At 70.9% G+C, this 20008-nt stretch carries 21 protein-coding genes; 10 read left to right on the top strand and 11 right to left on the bottom strand.

Translation table 11 applies throughout. The features are described from left to right. Positions 1-10 precede the first annotated feature (10 nt). Positions 11-331 carry an STAS domain-containing protein gene (locus tag LXN57_RS10920; protein ID WP_251797925.1) on the bottom strand — a complete coding sequence of 107 codons (321 nt, stop codon included), beginning with the start codon at positions 329-331 and terminating at the stop codon, positions 11-13. A 38-nt stretch (positions 332-369) separates the two neighbouring features. Continuing rightward, positions 370-816, bottom strand: coding sequence for an ATP-binding protein (locus LXN57_RS10915; protein ID WP_251797924.1), 447 nt, complete (start codon positions 814-816; stop codon positions 370-372). A 147-nt stretch (positions 817-963) separates the two neighbouring features. On the opposite strand from LXN57_RS10915, the gene LXN57_RS10910 reads away from it, so the two are divergent. The 4 genes from LXN57_RS10910 (at position 964) to LXN57_RS10895 (ending at position 4891) form a co-directional block, all read left to right on the top strand. Continuing rightward, positions 964-1680: a class I SAM-dependent methyltransferase gene (locus LXN57_RS10910; RefSeq protein WP_251797923.1), complete on the top strand. Its 717-nt coding sequence runs from the start codon at positions 964-966 to the stop codon at positions 1678-1680. Beyond that, positions 1680-2006: a hypothetical protein gene (locus LXN57_RS10905; protein ID WP_251797922.1), complete on the top strand. Its 327-nt coding sequence runs from the start codon at positions 1680-1682 to the stop codon at positions 2004-2006. Before LXN57_RS10910 ends, LXN57_RS10905 begins: the two co-directional genes overlap by 1 nt. After that, the gene (locus LXN57_RS10900) at positions 2006-2806 is read left to right on the top strand and encodes a nitroreductase family protein (protein ID WP_251797921.1); all 801 of its coding nucleotides are present in this window, start codon (positions 2006-2008) and stop codon (positions 2804-2806) included. The genes LXN57_RS10905 and LXN57_RS10900 overlap by 1 nt, the downstream gene beginning before the upstream one ends. A 93-nt stretch (positions 2807-2899) precedes the next feature. Beyond that, entirely contained in the window at positions 2900-4891 is a 1992-nt protein-coding gene (locus tag LXN57_RS10895) for a S1 family peptidase (RefSeq protein WP_251797920.1), read from the top strand. Here LXN57_RS10895 and LXN57_RS10890 read toward each other — a convergent pair. From LXN57_RS10890 to LXN57_RS10875, 4 genes are all read right to left on the bottom strand, one after another. Further along, on the bottom strand, positions 4819-5916 hold the full coding sequence (locus tag LXN57_RS10890) for a PaaX family transcriptional regulator (RefSeq protein WP_251797919.1): 1098 nt from the start codon (positions 5914-5916) through the stop codon (positions 4819-4821). The two genes, LXN57_RS10895 and LXN57_RS10890, sit on opposite strands and share 73 nt — an antisense overlap. Positions 5917-6041: 125 nt before the next feature. Beyond that, positions 6042-7394: an extracellular catalytic domain type 1 short-chain-length polyhydroxyalkanoate depolymerase gene (locus tag LXN57_RS10885; RefSeq protein WP_251797918.1), complete on the bottom strand. Its 1353-nt coding sequence runs from the start codon at positions 7392-7394 to the stop codon at positions 6042-6044. Positions 7395-7668: 274 nt separating this feature from the next. Next, positions 7669-8424 (bottom strand): SDR family oxidoreductase, encoded by a 756-nt coding sequence (locus LXN57_RS10880; protein WP_251797917.1) that lies wholly within the window; start codon positions 8422-8424, stop codon positions 7669-7671. Next, complete coding sequence (locus LXN57_RS10875; protein WP_251797916.1) at positions 8421-9449, bottom strand: zinc-dependent alcohol dehydrogenase; 1029 nt, start codon at positions 9447-9449, stop codon at positions 8421-8423. Before LXN57_RS10875 ends, LXN57_RS10880 begins: the two co-directional genes overlap by 4 nt. Before the next feature lie 94 nt (positions 9450-9543). On the opposite strand from LXN57_RS10875, the gene LXN57_RS10870 reads away from it, so the two are divergent. Genes LXN57_RS10870 through LXN57_RS10845 form a run of 6 tightly spaced genes read left to right on the top strand, consistent with a single transcriptional unit; the run spans position 9544 to position 15743 of the window. Further along, positions 9544-10914: an ABC transporter substrate-binding protein gene (locus LXN57_RS10870; RefSeq protein ID WP_251797915.1), complete on the top strand. Its 1371-nt coding sequence runs from the start codon at positions 9544-9546 to the stop codon at positions 10912-10914. Next, on the top strand, positions 10911-11840 hold the full coding sequence (locus LXN57_RS10865; RefSeq protein WP_251797914.1) for a carbohydrate ABC transporter permease: 930 nt from the start codon (positions 10911-10913) through the stop codon (positions 11838-11840). Before LXN57_RS10870 ends, LXN57_RS10865 begins: the two co-directional genes overlap by 4 nt. Before the next feature lie 4 nt (positions 11841-11844). Further along, positions 11845-12738 carry a carbohydrate ABC transporter permease gene (locus tag LXN57_RS10860; protein WP_251797913.1) on the top strand — a complete coding sequence of 298 codons (894 nt, stop codon included), beginning with the start codon at positions 11845-11847 and terminating at the stop codon, positions 12736-12738. 28 nt (positions 12739-12766) lie between these two features. Next, on the top strand, positions 12767-13921 hold the full coding sequence (locus tag LXN57_RS10855) for a mandelate racemase/muconate lactonizing enzyme family protein (protein WP_251797912.1): 1155 nt from the start codon (positions 12767-12769) through the stop codon (positions 13919-13921). An 8-nt stretch (positions 13922-13929) separates the two neighbouring features. Then, entirely contained in the window at positions 13930-14754 is an 825-nt protein-coding gene (locus tag LXN57_RS10850; protein ID WP_251797911.1) for an amidohydrolase family protein, read from the top strand. Next, positions 14751-15743: an aldo/keto reductase gene (locus tag LXN57_RS10845; protein WP_251797910.1), complete on the top strand. Its 993-nt coding sequence runs from the start codon at positions 14751-14753 to the stop codon at positions 15741-15743. The genes LXN57_RS10850 and LXN57_RS10845 overlap by 4 nt, the downstream gene beginning before the upstream one ends. Here the strand turns inward: LXN57_RS10845 and LXN57_RS10840 are convergent. Genes LXN57_RS10840 through LXN57_RS10820 form a run of 5 tightly spaced genes read right to left on the bottom strand, consistent with a single transcriptional unit; the run spans position 15740 to position 19993 of the window. Continuing rightward, the gene (locus LXN57_RS10840; RefSeq protein ID WP_251797909.1) at positions 15740-16489 is read right to left on the bottom strand and encodes a FadR/GntR family transcriptional regulator; all 750 of its coding nucleotides are present in this window, start codon (positions 16487-16489) and stop codon (positions 15740-15742) included. The two genes, LXN57_RS10845 and LXN57_RS10840, sit on opposite strands and share 4 nt — an antisense overlap. Before the next feature lie 35 nt (positions 16490-16524). Then, entirely contained in the window at positions 16525-17295 is a 771-nt protein-coding gene (locus tag LXN57_RS10835) for a FadR/GntR family transcriptional regulator (RefSeq protein ID WP_285904611.1), read from the bottom strand. 42 nt (positions 17296-17337) lie between these two features. After that, positions 17338-18237 carry a GlcNAc-transferase family protein gene (locus LXN57_RS10830; RefSeq protein WP_251797907.1) on the bottom strand — a complete coding sequence of 300 codons (900 nt, stop codon included), beginning with the start codon at positions 18235-18237 and terminating at the stop codon, positions 17338-17340. Next, positions 18234-18935 (bottom strand): hypothetical protein, encoded by a 702-nt coding sequence (locus tag LXN57_RS10825; protein WP_251797906.1) that lies wholly within the window; start codon positions 18933-18935, stop codon positions 18234-18236. Before LXN57_RS10825 ends, LXN57_RS10830 begins: the two co-directional genes overlap by 4 nt. Positions 18936-18937: 2 nt before the next feature. Further along, the gene (locus LXN57_RS10820; protein ID WP_251797905.1) at positions 18938-19993 is read right to left on the bottom strand and encodes a hypothetical protein; all 1056 of its coding nucleotides are present in this window, start codon (positions 19991-19993) and stop codon (positions 18938-18940) included. Positions 19994-20008 lie beyond the last annotated feature (15 nt).

The raw sequence follows: 20008 nt of genomic DNA, 5'->3' as shown, positions 1-20008 counted from the left end.
TGGAGGCCCTTCAGCGGCAGAGAACTTCGGACAACCCCGTTATGTCGAGGACCTCTTGAACTGTGCCGCGACCGTTGACGACGGTGAACCCACACTGTGCCGCGGTGGCGGCTTCATAGCCCGCAACCAGGCCGGCCACGGCGTGTGAGTCGATGAAGACGGTCTGTTCGAGGTCGACGACCACGTGCGTGACGGCGGGCCGGCGCGCCGCGTCGGCCAGCGCGCGGGAGAGGGCGTCACCGACGCTCACGTCGAAGTCGCCGGCCAGGCTCACCCGCAGGACGCCGGTGGGCGCCTCCTGCTGGGAGATCGTGAAGGGTGGGGTAGTCACAACCGCAGTGTCTACCACGCGGGTATGACATCGGGGGCTCATGACCGTGGTGCGTCGTCCCGTGGCCGGGGGAACGAGGCCCAGACGTGCTTGGTCGTCGCGGTGACGTACCAGCCGACCTGCTCGGCCACGGCCAGGCAGATCGGCAGTCCGCGGCCGCCGGCGCGGATGCCCGGACCGGCGTCGGCCGGGCTCGGCAGGTCGCGAACAGCGTGGTCGCTGACCTCGAGGAGGTAGCAGTCGTCATCACTCAGCATGCGCACGACCACCGGCGGCAGCCCGTGGCGCAGGGCGTTGGCGGTCAGCTCCGTGGCCACGAGTCCCATCTGCTCCGCCGTCGTGCCGTCGGCGGGACCGGCCGTCTGCTCGGCGAAGAATCGCAGGATTCCCGCGCGGATCCTTCTCAGGTCCGTGTCGCTCTCGGCGTTCCAGGTGAGCAGTAGGGACGCCGATGCGGGTGGTCTGAGCATCCGCAGGGCCGCCATGGGTGCTGTGATGCCCGGTCGCCGAGATCGGAAACTCCGCCACGCCCGGACATGACAGATATTCGTATTGATGCCTGCCGCATCGACGCGTTTTCTGACTGCCGAGGGGGTAAGCATGCCGTCGCGGAGAGATCGGAGAACTGAACCATGAGCAGCAGCCGTACGGCGAGTGTGCGCGGGCTTGCCCGGCGGGACACCGCATCGCGCGAGCTGATGGACGATCCCGGCTGCGACCCTGATCGGCTCGAGCGTACCTACCGGCAGTTCACCGCGGTCAATCGGCTCGTCTCGGGCTGGCGGCGCCTCTACCGGCAACGGATCCGGCCGTATCTGGACACCCGTCGGCCGACGACGCTGCTGGACATCGGCTTCGGCGGTGGCGACATCTCCCGTGCTCTGGCGGGATGGGCGGCCCACGACGGGCTGCTGCTGCGGATGACAGCCATCGATCCGGACGCGCGTGCCCTGCGGCATGTGCGCCGGCTTCCCGATGCCGGAGTCCGCTTCGAACAGGCGTCGAGTGCGGAGCTGGTCGCCCGCGGCGACCGGTACGACCTGGTGGTGTCCAATCACCTCCTGCACCACCTCGATGCCGGGGAACTCTCCGCCCTGCTGGCCGACAGCCTGGCGCTGTCCCGCCGCCTGGTCATCCACAACGACCTCGCCCGGGGGCGCGTCGGCTACGGCCTGTACGCCGCCGCCACACTGCCGTTCGCCCGCCGCTCCTTCGTCCATCAGGACGGGCTGCTCTCCATCCGCCGCAGCTACCGGCGAGCCGAGCTGCAGGCCGTCGTCCCGCCGGGGTGGCGAGTCGCGCCGATGTTCCCGCAACGCCTGCTGCTCCTCTGCGAGAAAGGCCCTTGATGACCCGGATCCTGGTCACCGCCGCCGCGGCGAGCTACGCGGTCAACGCCGCCTTCGGTACGGCCGTCGCCGCCGGGGTGATCGACAACCGGCGCATCCGCTGGGTCCACCACGCGCTGTTCAGCGCGACGGCCTCGCTCACCGTGCTCGCGGTCGCCGCCGGCGCGCTCGAGCGCCGGCCCGCCGGTCTCGCGTTGCTGCCGGCGCTCGGCCCGTTGACCGCACTGCCGTACGCCGGTGGCCGCATTCGCCGGCACGCCGCCCTGGCCGGGTCGGCTGCGCCGGCGTACGCGGCCGCTCTCGTTTCCGCCTGGAGGAGTCACTGATGGAGTTTCTCGATGTGGTGCGGCGCCGCCGGACGACCAACGGCGCGTTCCTGCCCGACCCGGTCTCCGAGGAGCACCAGCGGTTGCTGATGGAGGTGGCCGGGCGGGCCCCGTCGCAGCTGAACAGTCAGCCGTGGCGCTTCGTGATCGTGGAGGAACGCCCGGCGATCGAGGCCATCGCCCGGATCAGCGGCGAGAGCATGACCGAGGCGATGTCCAACGGCACGTTCTTCGAGCGCTACAAGCCCTATTTCCGGTTCAGCAAACAGGAGATGGAACGCCGTCGCGACGGGATGTTGTTCGACCGTCTGCCCGCGCCGCTGCGCCCGTTCACCAGCCAGGTGTTCACCAGCCGCGGGCAGAAGCTCATGAACGCCATGCGCGTGCCGCAGACCCTGGGCGAGGAGAACCGCAAACTCGTCGCCGGCTCCCCGCTGCTGCTCGGCGTGATGCTCGACCGGTCCGAGTACCGGCCGGGGGAACTGTCGTCGTTCTACTCGGTGTTCAGCATGGGCGCGGCGATGGAGAACCTGTGGCTGACCACGGTCGAGCTCGGCATGGGCATCCAGTTCATCTCCTTCCCGATGGAGGTCCCCGGCCGCTGGGACGAGATCGTTCGCCTGCTCGGGGTGCCGGACGACCTGGAGCTGATGGCCGTGTACCGGCTCGGCTACCTGCCCGCCGAGCAGCGGCGGCCGCCCATCGACTGGACCAGCGAGCAACGCAAGCTGCCGTCGCAGTACGTCTTCCGCGGCACCTGCGCGACCCCGCAGGAAGGCTGGGACGACAGGAACGGCTGAGGCCGACCGGGCAGACATATCGATCCCGGTGACAGTAATCTCCTCTGCGGTCCGGTCCACGGTGGACCGGTTCACGGGGGAAGCAGGAATGTTGTGAGAGTTCACCGGAGGGTACGTGCTGCCCTGTTCACGGCGTCGGCACTGGTCCTGACGACGGCGTCCACCGGCCCGGCCCTTGCGGTCGCCGGGGGCGCCGACACGGCCGAGGGGGCGCTGCCGTTCGTGGCGCGCCTGGACATGGGCGACAGCCAGCGGTCGTGCAGTGGGGTGCTGGTCAGCCCGCAGCTGGTGCTCACCGCCGCGTCGTGCTTCGCGGGCGCGGACGGCGTGGCCACCACCGGGGCGCCGCCGCTGACCACCACGGTCACGGTCGGTCGCACGGTTCCCAGCGGCGGCGCCGGCGGTGCGGTGTCCGGAGTGGGGCAGGTGATCCGGCACCCGCAGCGGGATCTGGCGCTGGCTCGTCTGGAGAAGGCGGTGACCACGGTCGCGCCGGTCGCGATCGCGCCGTCGGCCCCGGCTGCGGGCGACGAGCTGATCCTGGCCGGCTTCGGCCGCACCGGGACCGAATGGGTCCCCAACCGTCTGAAGTCGGCCGCGTTCACGGTGGACACCGTCACGGCGACCGGCCTGGCCGTGACGCCGACCGGCTCGGGCGGCATCTGCAAGGGCGACGCGGGTGGTCCGGCGCTGCGCCGGTCGGGCGACGCCTACCAGCTGGTGGGGCTGCACTGGAAGTCGAACCAGGCCGGGTGCCTCGGCGAGGCGACCGGCGCGCCGCTGGTGACCGAGGCCCGCGTGGACGACGTGCAGGACTGGGTGAGGGCCAACCTGCCCGGCTTCGCCACCGGGTTCGAGGCGGCGGACGCGCGCGCCAACTGGGTGAGCGCGGCCGATACCGGTGCCAACGGGCACGGCGGAGTGACCGGCGTGGGCGGCATCATCTCCACGGTCGCCGGCCCGGAGCTGGCCACCCGGGCGGAGCAGGCGCACAGCGGCACGACCGCGCTGATGTACTCGGGCAAGGACACCAGCGCGACCCGGTCGTACGCGTACATGAAGGCCTTCAGCCTGCGGAACCTCACGATCCGCCCGAGCTCGACGCTGTCGTACTGGATCTTCCCGCAGAGCGTCGCCTCGAACTCCAACGTGACCGGCGCCAACAGCACCTGCGTCGCGGTCGACCTGAGCTTCACCGACGGCACGAACCTGCGGGACTCGGGGGCGACCGATCAGAACGGCAACCGGGCGCACCCGCAGCACCAGTGCGCCAAGCTGACCCGGGACACCTGGAACGAGGTCATCGTGCCGCTCGGCGCGGTCGCGAACGGCAAGACGGTCGACACCCTGGCCGTCGCCTACGACCAGGCGGCCGGCACCGGCGGATACCGCGGTTACGTCGACGACCTCGCGCTCTCCGATGTGCTGGCGGCGAACCATTTCGGTTCCGGCCTGGAGACCGGTGAGACGGCCCTCGGCTTCACCAGCACGGCCGACAGCGGCACGTCCCCGCACGGCGGTCTGCTCAACGTGGGCGGCATCATCGGCTCGGTCACCGGCCCCGAGCTGGCCACCCGGACGGAGCGGGCGTACACCGGCACGACGGCGCTGATGTACTCCGGCAAGGACAACAACAGCACCAAGTCGTACGCGTACATGAAGGCGTTCGCCCCCGGCAGCGTCTTCGTCCGGCCGGGCACCAGGCTCACCTACCGGGTCTTCCCGCAGAGCGTGAGCTCGAACAGCAACGTGACCGGCGGCAACAGCAGCTGCGTGGCGCTCGACCTGATCTTCCTCGATCAGCCGACCGGCGCCCAGGCGAACCTGCGGGACACCGCGGTGGCCGTCGACCGGAAGGGCGTCCGGGCGCACCCGGGAGCCCAGTGTGGCAAGCTGACCCTGGACACCTGGAACGAGATCACCGTCGACCTCGGCTCGGCCTTCAACGGCAAGCAGATCACGCTGATCGACGTCGGGTACGACCAGGCGGCCGGCACCGGCGGCTACCGGGGTTACATCGACGACATCCGGATCACCGATTCGGGCGTCGCGGCGTCCGTCGCGGCCTCCCTCGCGGCCTCCTGAGCACCCGGGCGGCCGGGATCATCGTCCCGGCCGCCCGACGGCGCCGTGACGCTGTCGGACCGGGTGGCTGCCGGTCGCAGTCCGGCGGACAGGTCGGCGACGCTGTGCGCCTGAATGCCGGCGACCGGACCGTCGGCGGCGCCGGCCGCGATGGAACGGACGTGGTCCTGGGCGGTGGTGGCCAGGCCGTCGTAGACGGCGACGAACAACTCCCGGGCCGGTTCCCGCAGCCATCCCGGTGGTAGCAGTCGGAGGGGCAGGCGCGGGTCGAGGACGGGCAGGCGGCGGTAGGTGTCCATGACCTCGGTGCGGGCCCGGACCGCCTCGGCTCCGGTGAGCCGCCCGGTCGAGATCCGGGCCGGCACGAGGCGCCAGTGCTGGATGAAGGCCTCGTACTCGCGGGCGATGGCCGCGGTGTCCCAGGCCTCCAGGGGCGTCCGGTGCAGGCCGGCGGCGAGTTCGACGTGCCGGGCGCGGAACACGGTCATGGTGCCGGGGCCCACGAGGGCCAGCTGCGCCCGTGCCTTGTCCGGAAGGTCGTGCGGTGAGATCCACAGGCCGTCGTACAGCGGGGCGTATCCCATCCAGCGCAGTTTGTTGCGGAGCTCCTGCCGTCGGGCGCGTTCCCCCGGTGGCAGCGAGAAGGCGATCAGGGTCCAGTGCTCGTCCCACGGTTCGGCGCCTTCGGCGGACGAGACGATCGAGCTGCCGCCGACGGACAGGAAGGCGGCCGCGTCCGGGGTGAGCCGGTAGGCGCTCCGCCGTCCCTGCCGCCGGACCAGCAGCACCCCGCGCCGGGCGAGCCGGCTGATGGCTGTCCGCGCCCCGGCGTGGCTCACACCGGCCTCGGCGAGCAGGGCCACGATGGCGGCCGACGGCAGTTCGGCCCCGGTGCTCAGGGTGTAGTCGGCGAGCAGGGTCACCGTCAGGTCCTGCGGTGAGTTGCCGGCCTGCCGCCGGGGTAGGCGCACGGCTCCCGCGGCGTCGTCCGGGAAGATCTCGTCGATGTCGTACGGGCTGGTCACGCGACGGGCTCCGGCAGGATCGGGGGCTGACGGCTCCGAGGATCTTCCCACGCCGGCCCGCGATACCGAGACCCCGAGGACCGGGCGGACGGCGTGCCGTCCACCCGGTCCGGCCGGTGCCTGTGTCAGCCTGTGCAGGCGGAGCCGTTGAGCGCGTACGCGGTGGGCGCCCCGCTGTTGCCGGTGTGGGTCGCCTGGAATCCGACACTGATCGAAGCGCCGGGCGCCAGGCTCGCGTTGTAGCCGACGTTGGTCGCCGTGACCCGTCCGGAGGTGGGCGCGTAGGAGGCGCTCCAGCCGCCGGTGATGGTCTGGCCCGGGGGCAGGTCGAAGGCGAGAGCCCAGCCGTTGATCGTGGCGTTGCCGCTGTTCGTGATGGTGATGTTCGTGGTCAGGCCGGTGTTCCAGGCGTTGACCGTGCCGGTGGCCCGGCACGCCGAGGTCGGCGGCGGGGTCGTGGGCGGGGTCGTCGGGGGAGTGGTGGGCGGGGTGGTCGGGGGAGTGGTGGGCGGGGTGGTCGGAGGTGTGGTGGGCGGGGTGGTCGGAGGTGTGGTGAGGCCGAAGAAGGCGATGGCGGAAGCCGCCATGCCGCTGCTGGGCAGGCTGTGCCCGGCCCCCTGGATGCTGTAGGCCTCGACCTGGACGGTGCCCGTCGCGCCGGCCCAGCGGCGGCGGTTCCAGCCCGACTGCGGAGTGTCGCTGGACGTGGGCGTCGAGCTGAGCCCGAAGACGTTGGTCCACTGCTCGATCGACTCCTGCAGCAGGGAGTAGGGCACGAGGGTGTCGTTGGTGCCGTGCCACAGCTGCACGCGGGGACGGGCGCCGGTGTAGCCGGGTGACGCCTGGCGGACGGCGTCACCCCACTGCTGGGGTGTGCGGTTCATGCTGCCACCGGTGCACTGGCCGCCGGGCGGGTAGTCGGCCGCGTTGGCGAAGCAGTTGAACGGCACGCCCATGAAGGACGCTCCGGCCTTGAACAGGTCGGGGTAGAGGGCGAGCATGTGCTGGGTCATCATGCCGCCGGAGGAGCTGCCGGTGGCGTACACCCGGTTCTGGTCGCCGCCGTACCGCTGGCCGGCGTAGGCCACCATCGAGGCGATCGAAACCGGATCGCTGCCGCCGTTGCGCTGCTTGGCCGCCGCGGACCAGGTGTCGAAGCACTTACCGAAACCGGCCTCCTGCATCGCGGACGGGTAGATCACGATGAACCCGTACCGGTCGGCCAGGGAGGCGAACTCGCTGCCGGAGTAGAAGCCGGGGCCCGAGCCGCCGCAGCCGTGCATGGCGACCACGATCGCCGGGTTGGCCGGGCGGGTGTCCGGCACGTAGATGTGCATGCGCATGCCGCCCGGATTGGTGCCGAAGCCGGTCACCTCGGTCAGCGCGGCCGCGAAGGCCGGCCGGGCCGCCGGGACGGCGAGACCGGCCAGGGTCAGCAAGGTGGCCAGGGCGAACAGCAGATTGCGTCTGATCTTCATAACTCGTCACTCCTGAAGGAGGCCGAGCCGTACGCACGGACATGCCACGGGTGCGCACAGCCCACGGGGGAAGACGGGGGATGCCGGCCCTGGCCCGGAGGACATGCGGGTGCTCTGCCCTGTCTTCACCCGCATCGGCACCGGAGGAACCCGGTGCCGGCCGCCGTGCCGAGGCCGTGTCGCGCGTACCCGGCGAACACGCGTCGTATGGCACTTAGAGTGCACCCAGAAGAAAAAACTGTCAATCGACGTTCGCCGATCGAAGCAGCCGGGGTCACCGCCCCAGCCACCCGCCGTCCACCGGCAGGATCGCGCCCGAGACGTAGTCGGACGCCGCTGAGCTCAGGAAGACGGTCGCGCCGGCCAGGTCGTCGCCGCGCCCCCATCGTCCGGCGGGAATGCGCTCCAGAATCGAGCGGGACCGGTCAGGATCGTCGCGCAGCGCCGCGGTGTTGTCGGTGGCGATGTAGCCCGGTGCGATGGCATTGACGTTCACACCCCGGCCGGCCCATTCGTTGGCCAGCGCACGGGTGAGCCCGGCTATCCCCGACTTCGCCGCGGTGTAGCCGGGCACGTTGATGCCGCCCTGGAAGCTCAGCAGGCTCGCGGTGAACACGATCTTGCCGTGGCCGCGCTCCAGCATCGGCCCGGCGATCAGCTGGGTCAGGACGAACTGGCTCGACAGGTCGACTTCGAGCACTCTGTCCCACCAGTGCAGCGGATGCTGTGCGGCCGGCGCGCGCTCGATGGTGCCGGCGTTGTTGACGAGGATGTCCGGGGCACGTCCGGTGAGATTGGTGCCCAGGGCGACCACGGCCGCCCGGTCGGCGAAGTCGACCGCGTGCGCCTCGAACGACCGCCCGAGCCCGCGGATCGTGTCCCCTACCTCGTCGTCGGGCCGCAGCCGGGCGCTGACCCCGATGATGTCGGCGCCGGCGGCGGCGAGGGCCTCGGCCATCGCGCGTCCGATGCCCCGGCGGGCGCCGGTGACCACCGCGAGCTTCCCGGTGAGGTCGAACAGCGTGTTCACGCTCGATCCCCTCCGGCCACGTCGACCAGGATCTTCATGCCGCGGCCCGCCGAGAGGTCCTTGACGGCGGTCGCGGTCTCCTCGAGCGCGACGACGCCGGATATGAGTTCGGCGCCGGGGATGACCCCCTGGTGCAGCAGCTGGATCGCCCGTTCGAAATCGGATCGCTGGTAGACGCGCGCGCCGAGAAGGCGCAGCTCCCGCCAGAACACGCGCTGCAGGTCGATCTCCCGGGCAGCCGCGTGGATGGCGACGACGACGATCGTGCCCCGGACCTTCGCCAGCGAGGTGGCCGAGCGGGCCGCGGCGGCCGCGCCGGAGACCTCGAAGACGACGTCGGCGCCGGTCCCGTTGGTCCGGCGCTCGACCTCGGCGCCGAGGTCGGCGGCAGCCGGGTCCAGGACGTCGATCCCGAGGGCCGCGATGAGCTCGCGGCGGCTCTCGTCGATCTCGGCCACCAGAACGTCCGCTCCCGCGTGCCGGGCCACGCAGGCGATGAGGACGCCGATCGGGCCGCCGCCGAGGACGACGACACGGTCGCCGATCTGCAGCTCCGAGCGCCGCACGTCGTGCACGGCGACCGCAACCGGTTCGACGAGGGCAGCGGTCCGCAGGTCGAGGCCGGCCGGCAGCGGCACGGCGATCGTCGCCGGAACGTTCCAGAGCTGCTGCAGGGCGCCGGGGGCGTCGATGCCCACGAAGGTCAGGTTCTGGCAGATGTGCTGGTGACCGGCGAGGCAGGCGGCGCACGTGCCGTCCCAGAGCAGCGGCATGACGGTCAAGGGGTCACCGGGCGCCCAGCCCTCCACTTCGGACCCGACAGCGGCGACGGTGCCCGAGGACTCGTGGCCGAAGACGAGGGGAGTGCGGACCCGGGCATCCATGTCGCCGTGCGCGATGTGCAGATCCGTGCCGCACAGCCCGCAGTAGGCCACCGCGATCTGCAACTCACCCGGCCCTGGTGGCGTCGCGTCCACGGACATCGTCCGCAGTCGTCCCGTGCCTTCGTACGCGATGGCTTTCAAGCTTTGACCCCCTTGCAAACATCATACGTATGCTCTTATATTTCGGGTCGATGAACGAGGCGTCAATAAGCAACATCAAAAAAAGGACAACGACATGGTCCGTTTCAGGCGTGCTCACCACGTTCGTTCACTTCTGACGATCACCGGCACGGCAGGGATGCTGATCCTGGCCCTCGCCGGCTGCGGAGGCAACGACAGCGACAGCGGTCCGGCTGCCGGATCGTACGGATTTCCCCAGGTCACCCAGGACGACAAGGCCGCGATCACGGTGTGGGTGGACGCGGACCGCACCAAGGCCGCGGACGCGTTCAAGAAGGCCCACCCCGAGGTGCCGATCACCGTGGTGACCTACGACGGCTCGGCCAACGGCTCCAACTCGTTCCGGACGAAGATGCAGCTCTTCGACCGGGCCGGGAGCGGCTGGCCCGACGTCGTGTTCTCGACCCAGAACAACGACGCGGCGTGGGCCAGCCAGAAGAGCAACGGCAAGCAGGCGTTCGCCGCCGTGCTCAGCGACGGCCTGGTCGCCAAGGACACCCTCGACAAGTTCACTCCGGGCGCGCTGAACCCGTGCACCGTCGAGGGCAAGGTCTACTGCCTGCGCAACGACCTCGCGCAGGCGGTGCTCTGGTACAACAAGACGCTGCTCGACCGGTTCGGCTACAAGGTGCCGACCACCTGGCAGGAATACCAGGCGCTCGGCGAGAAGGTCGCCCAGGAGCACCCCGGCCACATCGTCGGCACCGTGGGCGACGCCTGGACGCCGGAGGTCTTCTTCTGGGGCAGCAAGTGCCAGGCGAACGACATCACCGGCCCGAAGACCGTCACGGTGAACACGGGCACCCCGGAGTGCCAACGGGCCGCGGCGATGCTCGACACTCTGATCAAGAACGGCACCACCCCGAACGTCAGCGTCTTCACGCCCGAGTTCGTCCAGAAGTACTCCGGCAAGGTGCTGATGATGCCCGGGCCGGCCTGGTACGCGGGCGCCATCTTCAACAACCCGGAGTCGCTCAAGGTCCCGGCCGGGCAGCTCGGGGTGGCCGCACCCCTGGCCTGGCAGGGCGAGGAGGCGGTGACCGGCAACGTCGGCGGCGGCACCTGGTTCGTCAGCAGCCACTCGAAGAACCTCAAGGCGGCCGAGTCCTTCGTCCGATTCGCCACGACCGCCGACGAGTACCAGGTCGAGGTCGCTCCGGGCTATCCCGCGTACGCGCCGGCCGCCCAGAAGTGGGTGACCAAGCAGGAGGCGAGCAAGTACTACGCGACCGATCTGCAGGCCGTGGTCAAGGCCGGCACGTCGATCTGGAGCGGCTGGGGCTCGGGGATCTTCAGCCAGGAGGCCATCTGGGCCAAGACGATGACACCGGGCATCGCCGGCGGCAAGAGCCTGGTTTCGCTGTTGCCCGAATGGCAGACGGCGATCAAGAACCAGGCGCAGGTCGACGGATACACGGTCAAATGACGATGGTCGACACCGCCCGTACGGCGGCTGCGGCGACGGGGCGGGCGGCCAACCGGCCGCCCGCCCGGCGGGGCGCCGCGATGAGCTACGGCTTCGTCTCGCTCTACGCGGTGCTCACGCTCGCGTTCGGGATCCTGCCCGCGCTCTACGCCCTGTATCTCGCCTTCACCGACGGCGAGGGCGGCTTCGCCGGGCTGGCCAACTTCAGCAAGGTCGTCGGCGACTTCCGGTTCTGGCCGGCGGTCACGCACGTGGCGCTGTACCTGGTCATCTGGCTGGTCGCACTGGTCGTTCTGGTGACCCTGCTGGCCGTCGTCGTCCACGCGATCCGGGTCCGGTGGCTCAGCCGTACGCTGCGGTTCGTCTTCTACCTGCCCGGGGCGCTGGCGGGCGCGTCGAGCGTGATGTTGTGGCTGTTCGTGCTCGACCCGACGGCCAGCCCGGTCGGCGGCCTGCTGCGGCTGCTCGGCTTCGAGAGCTTCGTGCAGGTCATCGTCCCGGGGAACCTGCCGGTCGTCTTCGCGATCATCGCGTTCTGGACCGGCGCCGGCGGGTGGATCGTCATCATGTACGGGGCGCTCAACAACATCAGCGCCGAAGTGATCGAGGCGGCCCGGGTGGACGGCGCGAACGCCGTCCAGATCGCGTGGCGCATCCAGATTCCGATGCTGCGCAAGTGGATCTCGTACATGGGCATCATGTCGCTCGCGGCCGGCACCCAGCTCTTCGTCGAGCCGCAGTTGCTCTCCCAGGCCAGCAACGCGGTCGTGCCGAACGACTACTCCCTCAATCAGCTCGCCTACCAGTACGCGTTCCAGCAGAACGACTTCAACGGCGCGGCGGCGATCTCGCTGCTGCTGCTCGTCATCGCCCTCGCGCTGTCGGCCGTCTTCGTGACGCGCGGCGGCCTGTTCGAGCGGGACTGAACCCATGACCTCTGCGCCCATCAGAACCTCACCCACCGGCTGGAGCGGCCGGACGATCGTCACGGTCGTGGTGGTGGTCTTCGTGCTGTTCTTCGCCATCCCTCTCGTCTGGCTGCTGCTGGCCACGACAAAATCCGCGCGTGGCCTGATCGTCGACAACCCGTTCGCGCCGGGCAGCCTGGGCGGCCTGTCGGCCAACTGGAGTCAGCTGTTCGCGTTCCAGGACGGCGCGGTCACCACGTGGATGGGCAACTCGGCGCTGTACGCCGTGGGTGCGCTGATCATCACCCTGGTCGCCAGCATCCCGGCCGGGTACGCGCTGGCCCTGACCGAGTTCCGGTTCCGGCGGCTGCTGCTGGTGCTGACCCTGGTCGTCATGCTCATCCCGAACACCGCGCTCGTGCTGCCGATCTTCCTCGAGCTCAACGCCGTGGGCCTGATCGGCAGCTCGCTGTCGGTGATCCTGCCGATGTCCTTCTTCCCGTTCGGGGTCTACCTGACGTACATCTACTTCTCCACCGCCATCCCGCGGGATCTGCTGGCCGCGGCCCGGATCGACGGTTGCCGGGAGTTCCAGGTCTTCACCAGGATCGCACTGCCGCTGGCGGCGCCGATCGTGGCTCTGGTGGCGTTCTTCAGCTTCGTGCAGAACTGGAACAACTTCTTCCTGCCCTTCGTGATGCTGCCCTCCAGCGACGGCTATCCGGTCCAGGTGGGACTGACCTCGCTGCTCGCGTCCACCCCGGCGTTCAACCCCAGTTCCGCCGGCGCCCAGTCGGTGCAGCTGCCGACGCTCGCCCTGGCGACCGTGGTCTCGGTGCTGCCGGTGCTCATCGTCTTCCTCGTGTCCCAGCGCTTCCTGGTAGCCGGCATGACAGCCGGCGGGACCAAGGAGTGACCACCATGCCGTCCGACCAGGAGTCACCATGAAAGTCACCGGTTACCGCAGCCTGCTGACCCGGCACGACTGGGGCCGGCTGACCGGCGACGCCAACGGCGTGATGCCCGAGCCGCTCACCGACGTGCACGTGCTGATCCTCGAGACGGACGAGGGGCTCGAAGGCGTCGGGGTCGGCGCCCACGGCGACATCGACCGGGTCTTCGGCGCTGTCGAGGGTGAGGATCCGCGCGCGGTCACGGCGCTCTACGACCGCATGCTGAGGTGGGTGTTCAAGACCGGGCACGCGGGGGCGGCGTTCGGGGCGATCGGCGCGATCGACATGGCGCTGTGGGACCTCAAGGCGAAGGCGGCCGGTGAGCCGCTGTGGCGCACCCTCGGCGCCCTGGACCGGTACGTGCCGGGCTACGCCTCCGGTCTCGACATCGCCCTCGGCGACGAGGCGCTCGTCCTGCTCTACGAGCGCTACGCCGACCGCGGCTTCACCTCGGCCAAGCTCAAGGGCGGCCACGACGTCACGCACGACCGGCGCCGGCTGCTGGCGGTTCGTGACGTGCTGGCCCGCAACTCGGAGCATCCGGCGCTCATGCTCGATGCCAACGAGGCCTGGAACCGTACGCAGGCGGTCCGTTTCGTGAGCGAGCTCGAGCGGGACATCGACCTGGCCTGGATCGAGGAGCCGGTGCGCCGCTGGGACGCGGCCGGTCTGGCCTCCGTCGGCCGGCACCTCCGCGCGGGCGTCGCGACGGGTGAGAATCTGACCGGCCTGGAACAGTACCGGCCCCTGTTCGACGCCGGCGCCGTCGACATCGTGCAGGTCGGCAACGTCTGGGGCATCACTCACTTCCTCCGGGTGGCCGCCGTCGCGCACTGCCATGATTTACCGGTGAGCCCGGTGACGTACCACGCCAATCCGGTGGCCCACGCGGCCGCCGCGGTCCCCAACCACCTGGCCTTCGAGGTCCAGCACCTCACCTCGCCGATCGGCGTGGAGATCGACCAGGAGATCATGGACGGCGGCATCGTCCTGGGCGACCAGCCCGGCATCGGCATCCGGGTCGACGAGGAGCGCATCAACGCCGTCCGGGCCGCGACCCCGGTCGCCGGTGTGACCGGGCCACACGTCCGCCCCCGCCGGGCCGGCCTGCGTCTGGTCCCCGACACATCGGCTGCGGCGTCATGAGCGGCGTCATGAGCGGCGTCGTCGACGCCCACGTGCACCTGTGGAACCTGGCCACCGACCCGCAGCCGTGGATCGATCCGGAGTCGATGGCGGCCATCGATCGTGACTTCAGCTCCGGCGACCTCGAGCGGATGCTCGACGCGACCGGCGCCGACGCCGCGATCGTCGTGCAGGCCTGGAACAGCATCGCTGAGACCGGACGGCTGCTGGACGATCCCGGGCGCCGGATCGCCGGCGTGGTGGGCTGGATCGACCTCACCGCCGACGTGCAGGCACAGCTGGACGCGCTGGGCGCCGGCACCCGACGGCGCCTGGTCGGCCTCCGGCATCTGGTTCATGTCGACCCCGATCCCGGCTGGCTGGCCCGCCCCGACGTCGGAGCGGCCCTCGACGCGCTCGCCACCCGCGACCTCTGTTTCGACCTGGTCATCAGGCCCTGGCAGTTGCCGTTGGCGGCGACGGTGGCCGCGGGCCGTCCCGGCCTGCGCTTCGTTCTCGACCACCTCGGCGGCATCGCCGAGAGCACCGACGACGCCGCCTGGGAGGCGGATCTGCGGGCGCTCGCGGCCCACTCGCACGTCCGCGCCAAGATCTCGGGGTTGGCCGGCCTCGTGGACGACCCGGTCCGGCTGCGCCGGGTGGTCGGCGTCGCGCTCGACGCCTTCGGGCCGGACCGGCTCATGTACGGGTCCGACTGGCCCCTGACCCGCCTGAGCACCGGGCCGGTTGTCTGGCGGGCGAGGGTGGATGAGCTGATCAGCGATCTGAGCGAGGGGGAACGCCGGGCGATCCTGTCGGGCACCGCGACAGCCTGCTACGGTCTCGGCACATGAACCCGGCCGTCGAGAAGCTGTTCGATCGGGCCCGGTCACCGCACGGAGTCATCGGTCTCGGCGGCGCCCCCTTCGGCAACTTCGCCGCCGCCATGGACGACGAGCGGGCCGGCGCCACCCTGCGGCGCGCCTGGGACCGGGGAGTCCGCTACTTCGACACCGCTCCGCACTACGGCCTCGGCCTCTCCGAGCGCCGGATCGGCGCCGAACTGAGCCGCCGGCCCCGCGACGAGTTCGTCATCTCCACCAAGGTCGGCCGGTTGATCGTTCCCCGGGTGCCTCCGCTCGAACAGGACGACGACGGGTTCCTGGTGCCCGGAAACCTGGGACGACGGTGGGACTTCTCGGCTGCCGGGGTCGAGCGTTCGCTGTACGAGAGCCTCGAGCGGCTCAACCTTGACCGGGTCGACATCCTCTTCGCGCACGACCCCGATCAGGCCTGGGACGGCGCGGCACGGGAGGCCCTGGCCTCGCTGACGCGGCTCAAGGCGGCGGGCCTCGTTTCGGCCGTCGGGATCGGGACCAACTCGACCGCCGGGCTCGCCCCGCTCGTCCGCGAGGGTCTGGTCGACGTGATCATGCTGGCCAACCGGTACTCCCTGCTCGACCAGGAAGCGCTCGAAACCGTCCTGGACCCGGCCGCGGAGAACGGCGTGGCCGTCGTCGCCGTCGGGGTCTTCGCGACGGGTCTGCTCTCGACCGTTCAGCCCGATGCCCGAGCCACCTACGACTATCGCCCGGCCGGCGCCGCCGTTGTGGGACGGGCCCGGCGGATAGCGTCGATCTGTGCCGACCACGGCGTCGCCTTGCCGGCCGCCGCTCTCGCCTTTCCGCTCCTGCACCCGGCGGTCGCCGCGGTGGCGGTCGGGATGCGCTCACCGCGGGAGGTCGACGAGGATCTCGAGCAGTTCACCGCCGGCATCCCGGCCCAGCTCTGGCCGGATCTGGTCGCCGCCGGGCTCCTCCCGGCGGGCGCCGTCCCGTCCTAAGGAGTGTCGCGCACCGGCGACTCGAACCGGCGTCGCTGCCACGAGCCGAGGATGTGGTCGCGCATCGCGGTCTCGGCGGCGGCGACATCCTGGCGGGTGATCGCGTCGAGGACCAGGGCGTGCTCCTCGACCGTCGATTCGAACGACTTCTCGTAGCCCATGCCGTGGAACCGGTTGCTCTCCAGCGCCCGCAGATAGAGGCGCTTGGCGATGTTCTCGGCCAGGCGGTTGCCGGACAGCTCCATGACCGTCAGATGGAAGACGACGTCGGCCTGCCGGGAGGCGTCGCTTTCCTGCCGCTGCTCCCGCATGACCTCCAGCGCGTGCGCGATCCGGGTCAGGCCCTCCTCGGTGCGTTGTGCGGCCACGGTTCCCGCCATGGCGGACTCGAGATTCGCGCGGACGACCGTGAGCTCGTCGAGAACGCCGAGTGACTCGTCGTTGTCGATCAGCGTGGAGAGCACGACCGGGTCGAGCATGTTCCACGAGCCGGACCGGGCCACCTGGGTCCCGCGGCCCTGCGTGACGATCAGCAGGCCCTTCTCCTCGAGCCGCTTGACCGATTCGCGGATGACGGTGCGGCTGACACCGAAGTGCTCGCTCAGCGGTCCCTCGGGCGGCAGCAGATCGCCCTCGGGAATCTGGCCGGTGACGATCAGCTCGACCAGCTCGAGCACGACGGCCACGCTCAGCCGGTCGGGGCGCCGGCGAAGGGGAGTGGCGAACGCGTCCGGTGGAGCCGTCATGGTCGTACCTTACCCATGGACGCCGGCGGCGCGGCTCAGCGCTGCAGGCGCGAGGGAGCTTCGGGCCCACCCCGCCGGACGAGCCAGGCCTCGGTGATGTGGGTGAACATCGCCCTGGCGGCGCCCTCGGGGTCGTGCGCCGCGATGCGCTCGTAGATGCGCCGGTGCCCCTGGTTCGACGCCACACACAGTGCCCGCTCGGCCCGGCCCAGGTAGCGCGCGGTGTTGACCACCTGGCTCTCCAGCGCCCGGACGACCCCGCGGGCGAGGCGGTTGCCGGCGGTCCGCATGATCGTGTCGTGGAAGGCACGGTCGTGCTCGGCGTACGTGAGCGGGTCGTCCACGAGTTCGTCCATGCGGTCCACCAGCTCGCGCAACTGGTCCAGAGTCTCGTCGCCGGCCACCCGGGCCGCCACGTGGGCCATGTCCGACTCCAGCAGCCGGCGGGTGACGACGAGGTCGTCGAGGATGGCCAGGCTGTCGTCGGTGGCGATGGTGGCGCGCAGCACCACCTCGTCCAGCACGTCCCACCGGGACGGCGCGGTGACGATGGTGCCCGCACCCTGCCGGACCTGCACCAGCCCCTTTTCCTGGAGGATCTTCACCGCCTCCCGGACGACGGTCCGGCTCACGCCGAAGGCCTCACCCAGCGCGGGTTCCGGAGGCAGGGGGCTGCCGGGCGGATACGTGCCGAGCACGATGCGCTCCACGAGCTCCGCCGTGATGGCTCTGGCGAGGTTGGCCGGCCGGCGGGCTCGAGCCGGCGTAGGGAGGCTTTTCGCTCCTGCCTCCCGCGCTGCCGCCACAGGGCCCCACTCTACAGCACCGTAAGGTCATACGTGATATGACTACGGCGTACCGGCGGTTGCGTTTGTCACCGTTCGCCAGTCGGTCCACTTCCGGTGGGCGAAATCGCAACCGGACCAAGCGGCGTAGGCCGACAGCGGGCGGGTGCGGCCCAGTCCGTAACGGCCGTAGTTCGGGTAGCGGAGCAGAGTGTTGACGCGTCGTCGGCTGGCCTTGTCCCAGGCCGGCCAGGCCGCGGTGTGGTCCGTCCAGTGGCGGGGGCTGCCTTCGCGGATGTAGTAGTGCCAGGCCAGCACCTCGGTGGGGTGGAACAGGTCGTAACCCCAGGTGTAGGCGCGCAGCGAGAGGGTGAGCTCCTCGCCGTGGAAGTACAGGTACGGATCGTACGGAACCTCGCGCACGAGATCGCCGGGCGCGAACAGGAAACCGCCGGCGACGAACCGGGCGGGAACCGGGCGGCCGTCACCGGTCGGCAGCTCGCGTTGCCCGAAGATGGGCAGGCCGTCGCCGGACCAGCCGGTCACTGTCGTCTCGGTCGGCACGCCGGCGCCGGTGAACTCGCGCGACGGCTCGTACGTGGGCGGATAGCAGGTGACGATCGGCTTCGGCACACCGGTGGCGGCGGCCAGTCCGATCACCCGTTGGTCCCAGCCCGGGGCGAAGCGGGTGTGACTGTCCACCTGCAGGAACCAGTCCTCGCCGGAGTAGTGCCGCATCACCTGGGCCCGCGCCCAGCAGGCGCCGCGGCTCTGGCCCGCGTCGAACTCGATCAGCTCGACCCGGGGGTCGGCGGTCAGGGGCGACACGTCCTCGTCACCGAGGTGCTGCCAGTTCACCACGATGCGCAGGTCGTCGGGGCGGGCCGCGCGGGCCAGGCAGTCCTGCACCGTGCGCACCAGTTCGGGGTCCCGATAGGACGCCACCGAGACGAAAATGGTCACTGCGCCACCAGGGCGTGCGTCTGGAACAGCACTGCCAGCGCCCGGTGCTCGTCGACGGCGTCGACGACCGGGCGTTCGCCCGCGGCCAGCACGTGCGCCACGAGGTCGGGTTCCGGGGCCAGACCGTACGTGCGGAGGTAGTACGCCACCGAGTCCGTCCACAGCCAGCGGCCGTCGGTGCGGTAGCTCATCGGCACGACCTCGCCGCGGCCCGGCTCGACCAAGTCGGGCAGCCGGCCGTCGGTGCCCAGCACGGCGCTGCCGGCCTCGAGGTAGGCGGACACGCGCTGCTGTACCGCCCCGGCCAGCCGCGGGTGATCGGGGTGGAAGGTCCCACCACCGTCGAAGACCCGGGCGACCCGGATCGGCTGCACCGGCCGGGCCGTCCAGAGCAGCGCGCCCGCGTTGCGCGCGGCCCGAGTGTCCGCGGACAACGCCTCCCCGGGGGCGTAGCACTCGGCTTCGAAGGCCGGCGGGTCACCGTGGGTCTCCACCACGAACACCCTCGACGGCGGCGAACCGGGGGAGACGCGCCAGGAACGCCACAGCGCGATCGACCCGGTCCGCGCCGCGGTCGACGCGACGGCCGCCCGGTCGTCGTCGTCGGTGGGACCGAACGCGGTCAGGTCGAGCAGCGGGGGCACGGCCGAGCCGAAGGTCTTCGGGTCGGGCAGCGCCGGCACGAACGTGTGATCCATGGTCAGCGCACACCGGCCGGGCTCGCGGCGGCCGGGCGGAACAGGGCAGCCAGCGTACGGTGCTCGGCGACGTCGTCGACCGCCGGCGCTCGGAACTCACGTCCGCGGATGTGGGCCAGCAGTTCGGGGTCCGGGGCCAGGCCGTGCGTCCGCAGGTAGTAGGCGACCGTGTCGGTCCAGACCCAGCGGCCGTCGGTGCGGTACGACATGGGCACCACAGCGCCCCGCGCAGGTTCGACCACGTCGGCCATCCGCTGCGTCGTCGTCAGCACCGGCCGCCCGGCTTCCAGATATCGGCCGACCCGCTCGCGTTCGGCGCCCTCGAGCACGGGATGGCCGGGCGCGAACCACGGTCCGGTCTCCGGGTCGACGCCGTCGAAGACCCGGGCCAGGCCGATCCCGTACGGTTCCTCGGCCGTCCACAGCAGAGCCGCCGCGCCCCGGGCCTGCACCTGATAGGCCGGCAGTTCGTCGCCCGGCGCGTACACCTCGGCCGCTGCGCCGGTTTCCTGTTGCAGCAGAGCCGTCAGGACCGGCAGATCCTCGCCGGGCACGTCCGCGGCGAGCACGAACACCCGGGCCGGCGCCTCCCGGGGATCGCTCAGCCGCCAGGCCCGCCAGAGCGCGCGAGCACCCGCCGTGCGGCTCATCGCCTCGACCGCCTTGGCGTCCGTCTCGTCGGTGACGGCGGTGACGAACGAATAGGGCACGTCGGTGAGGTCGAGCAGCGGTGGCGGTGCCTCGGGAGCGAAGACGGCCGGTTCGACCAGGGCCGGCTGGAAGTCCACGGCGGGCATCGGCCACTGGCCCGGCTGCGTGCCCGACAGTTCCGTGACCGACTCCGGTTCGGCCGCGGCCAGCAGGGCGAACTCCTCGTCGGTGGGCGCGAGACCGGCCGCGGCGGCGATCGCCCCGACGGCTCGGGCGACGTCGGCGACGCGGCCCTCGGCCAGCGCCTGCCGGGCCGCGATGACCTCGGGATCGGGCGCGTAGCCGGCCACCCGCAGCAGCAGGCGGTGGAACTCCGCCCCGTAGCTCACCGTCCGGAACTCAGCCATGGCGCCATTCGACCA

Source organism: Paractinoplanes hotanensis (assembly GCF_023717965.1).
GTDB classification, from domain to species: Bacteria; Actinomycetota; Actinomycetes; order Mycobacteriales; family Micromonosporaceae; genus Actinoplanes; species Actinoplanes polyasparticus.
This window is presented reverse-complemented; position numbering and strand designations above follow the sequence as displayed.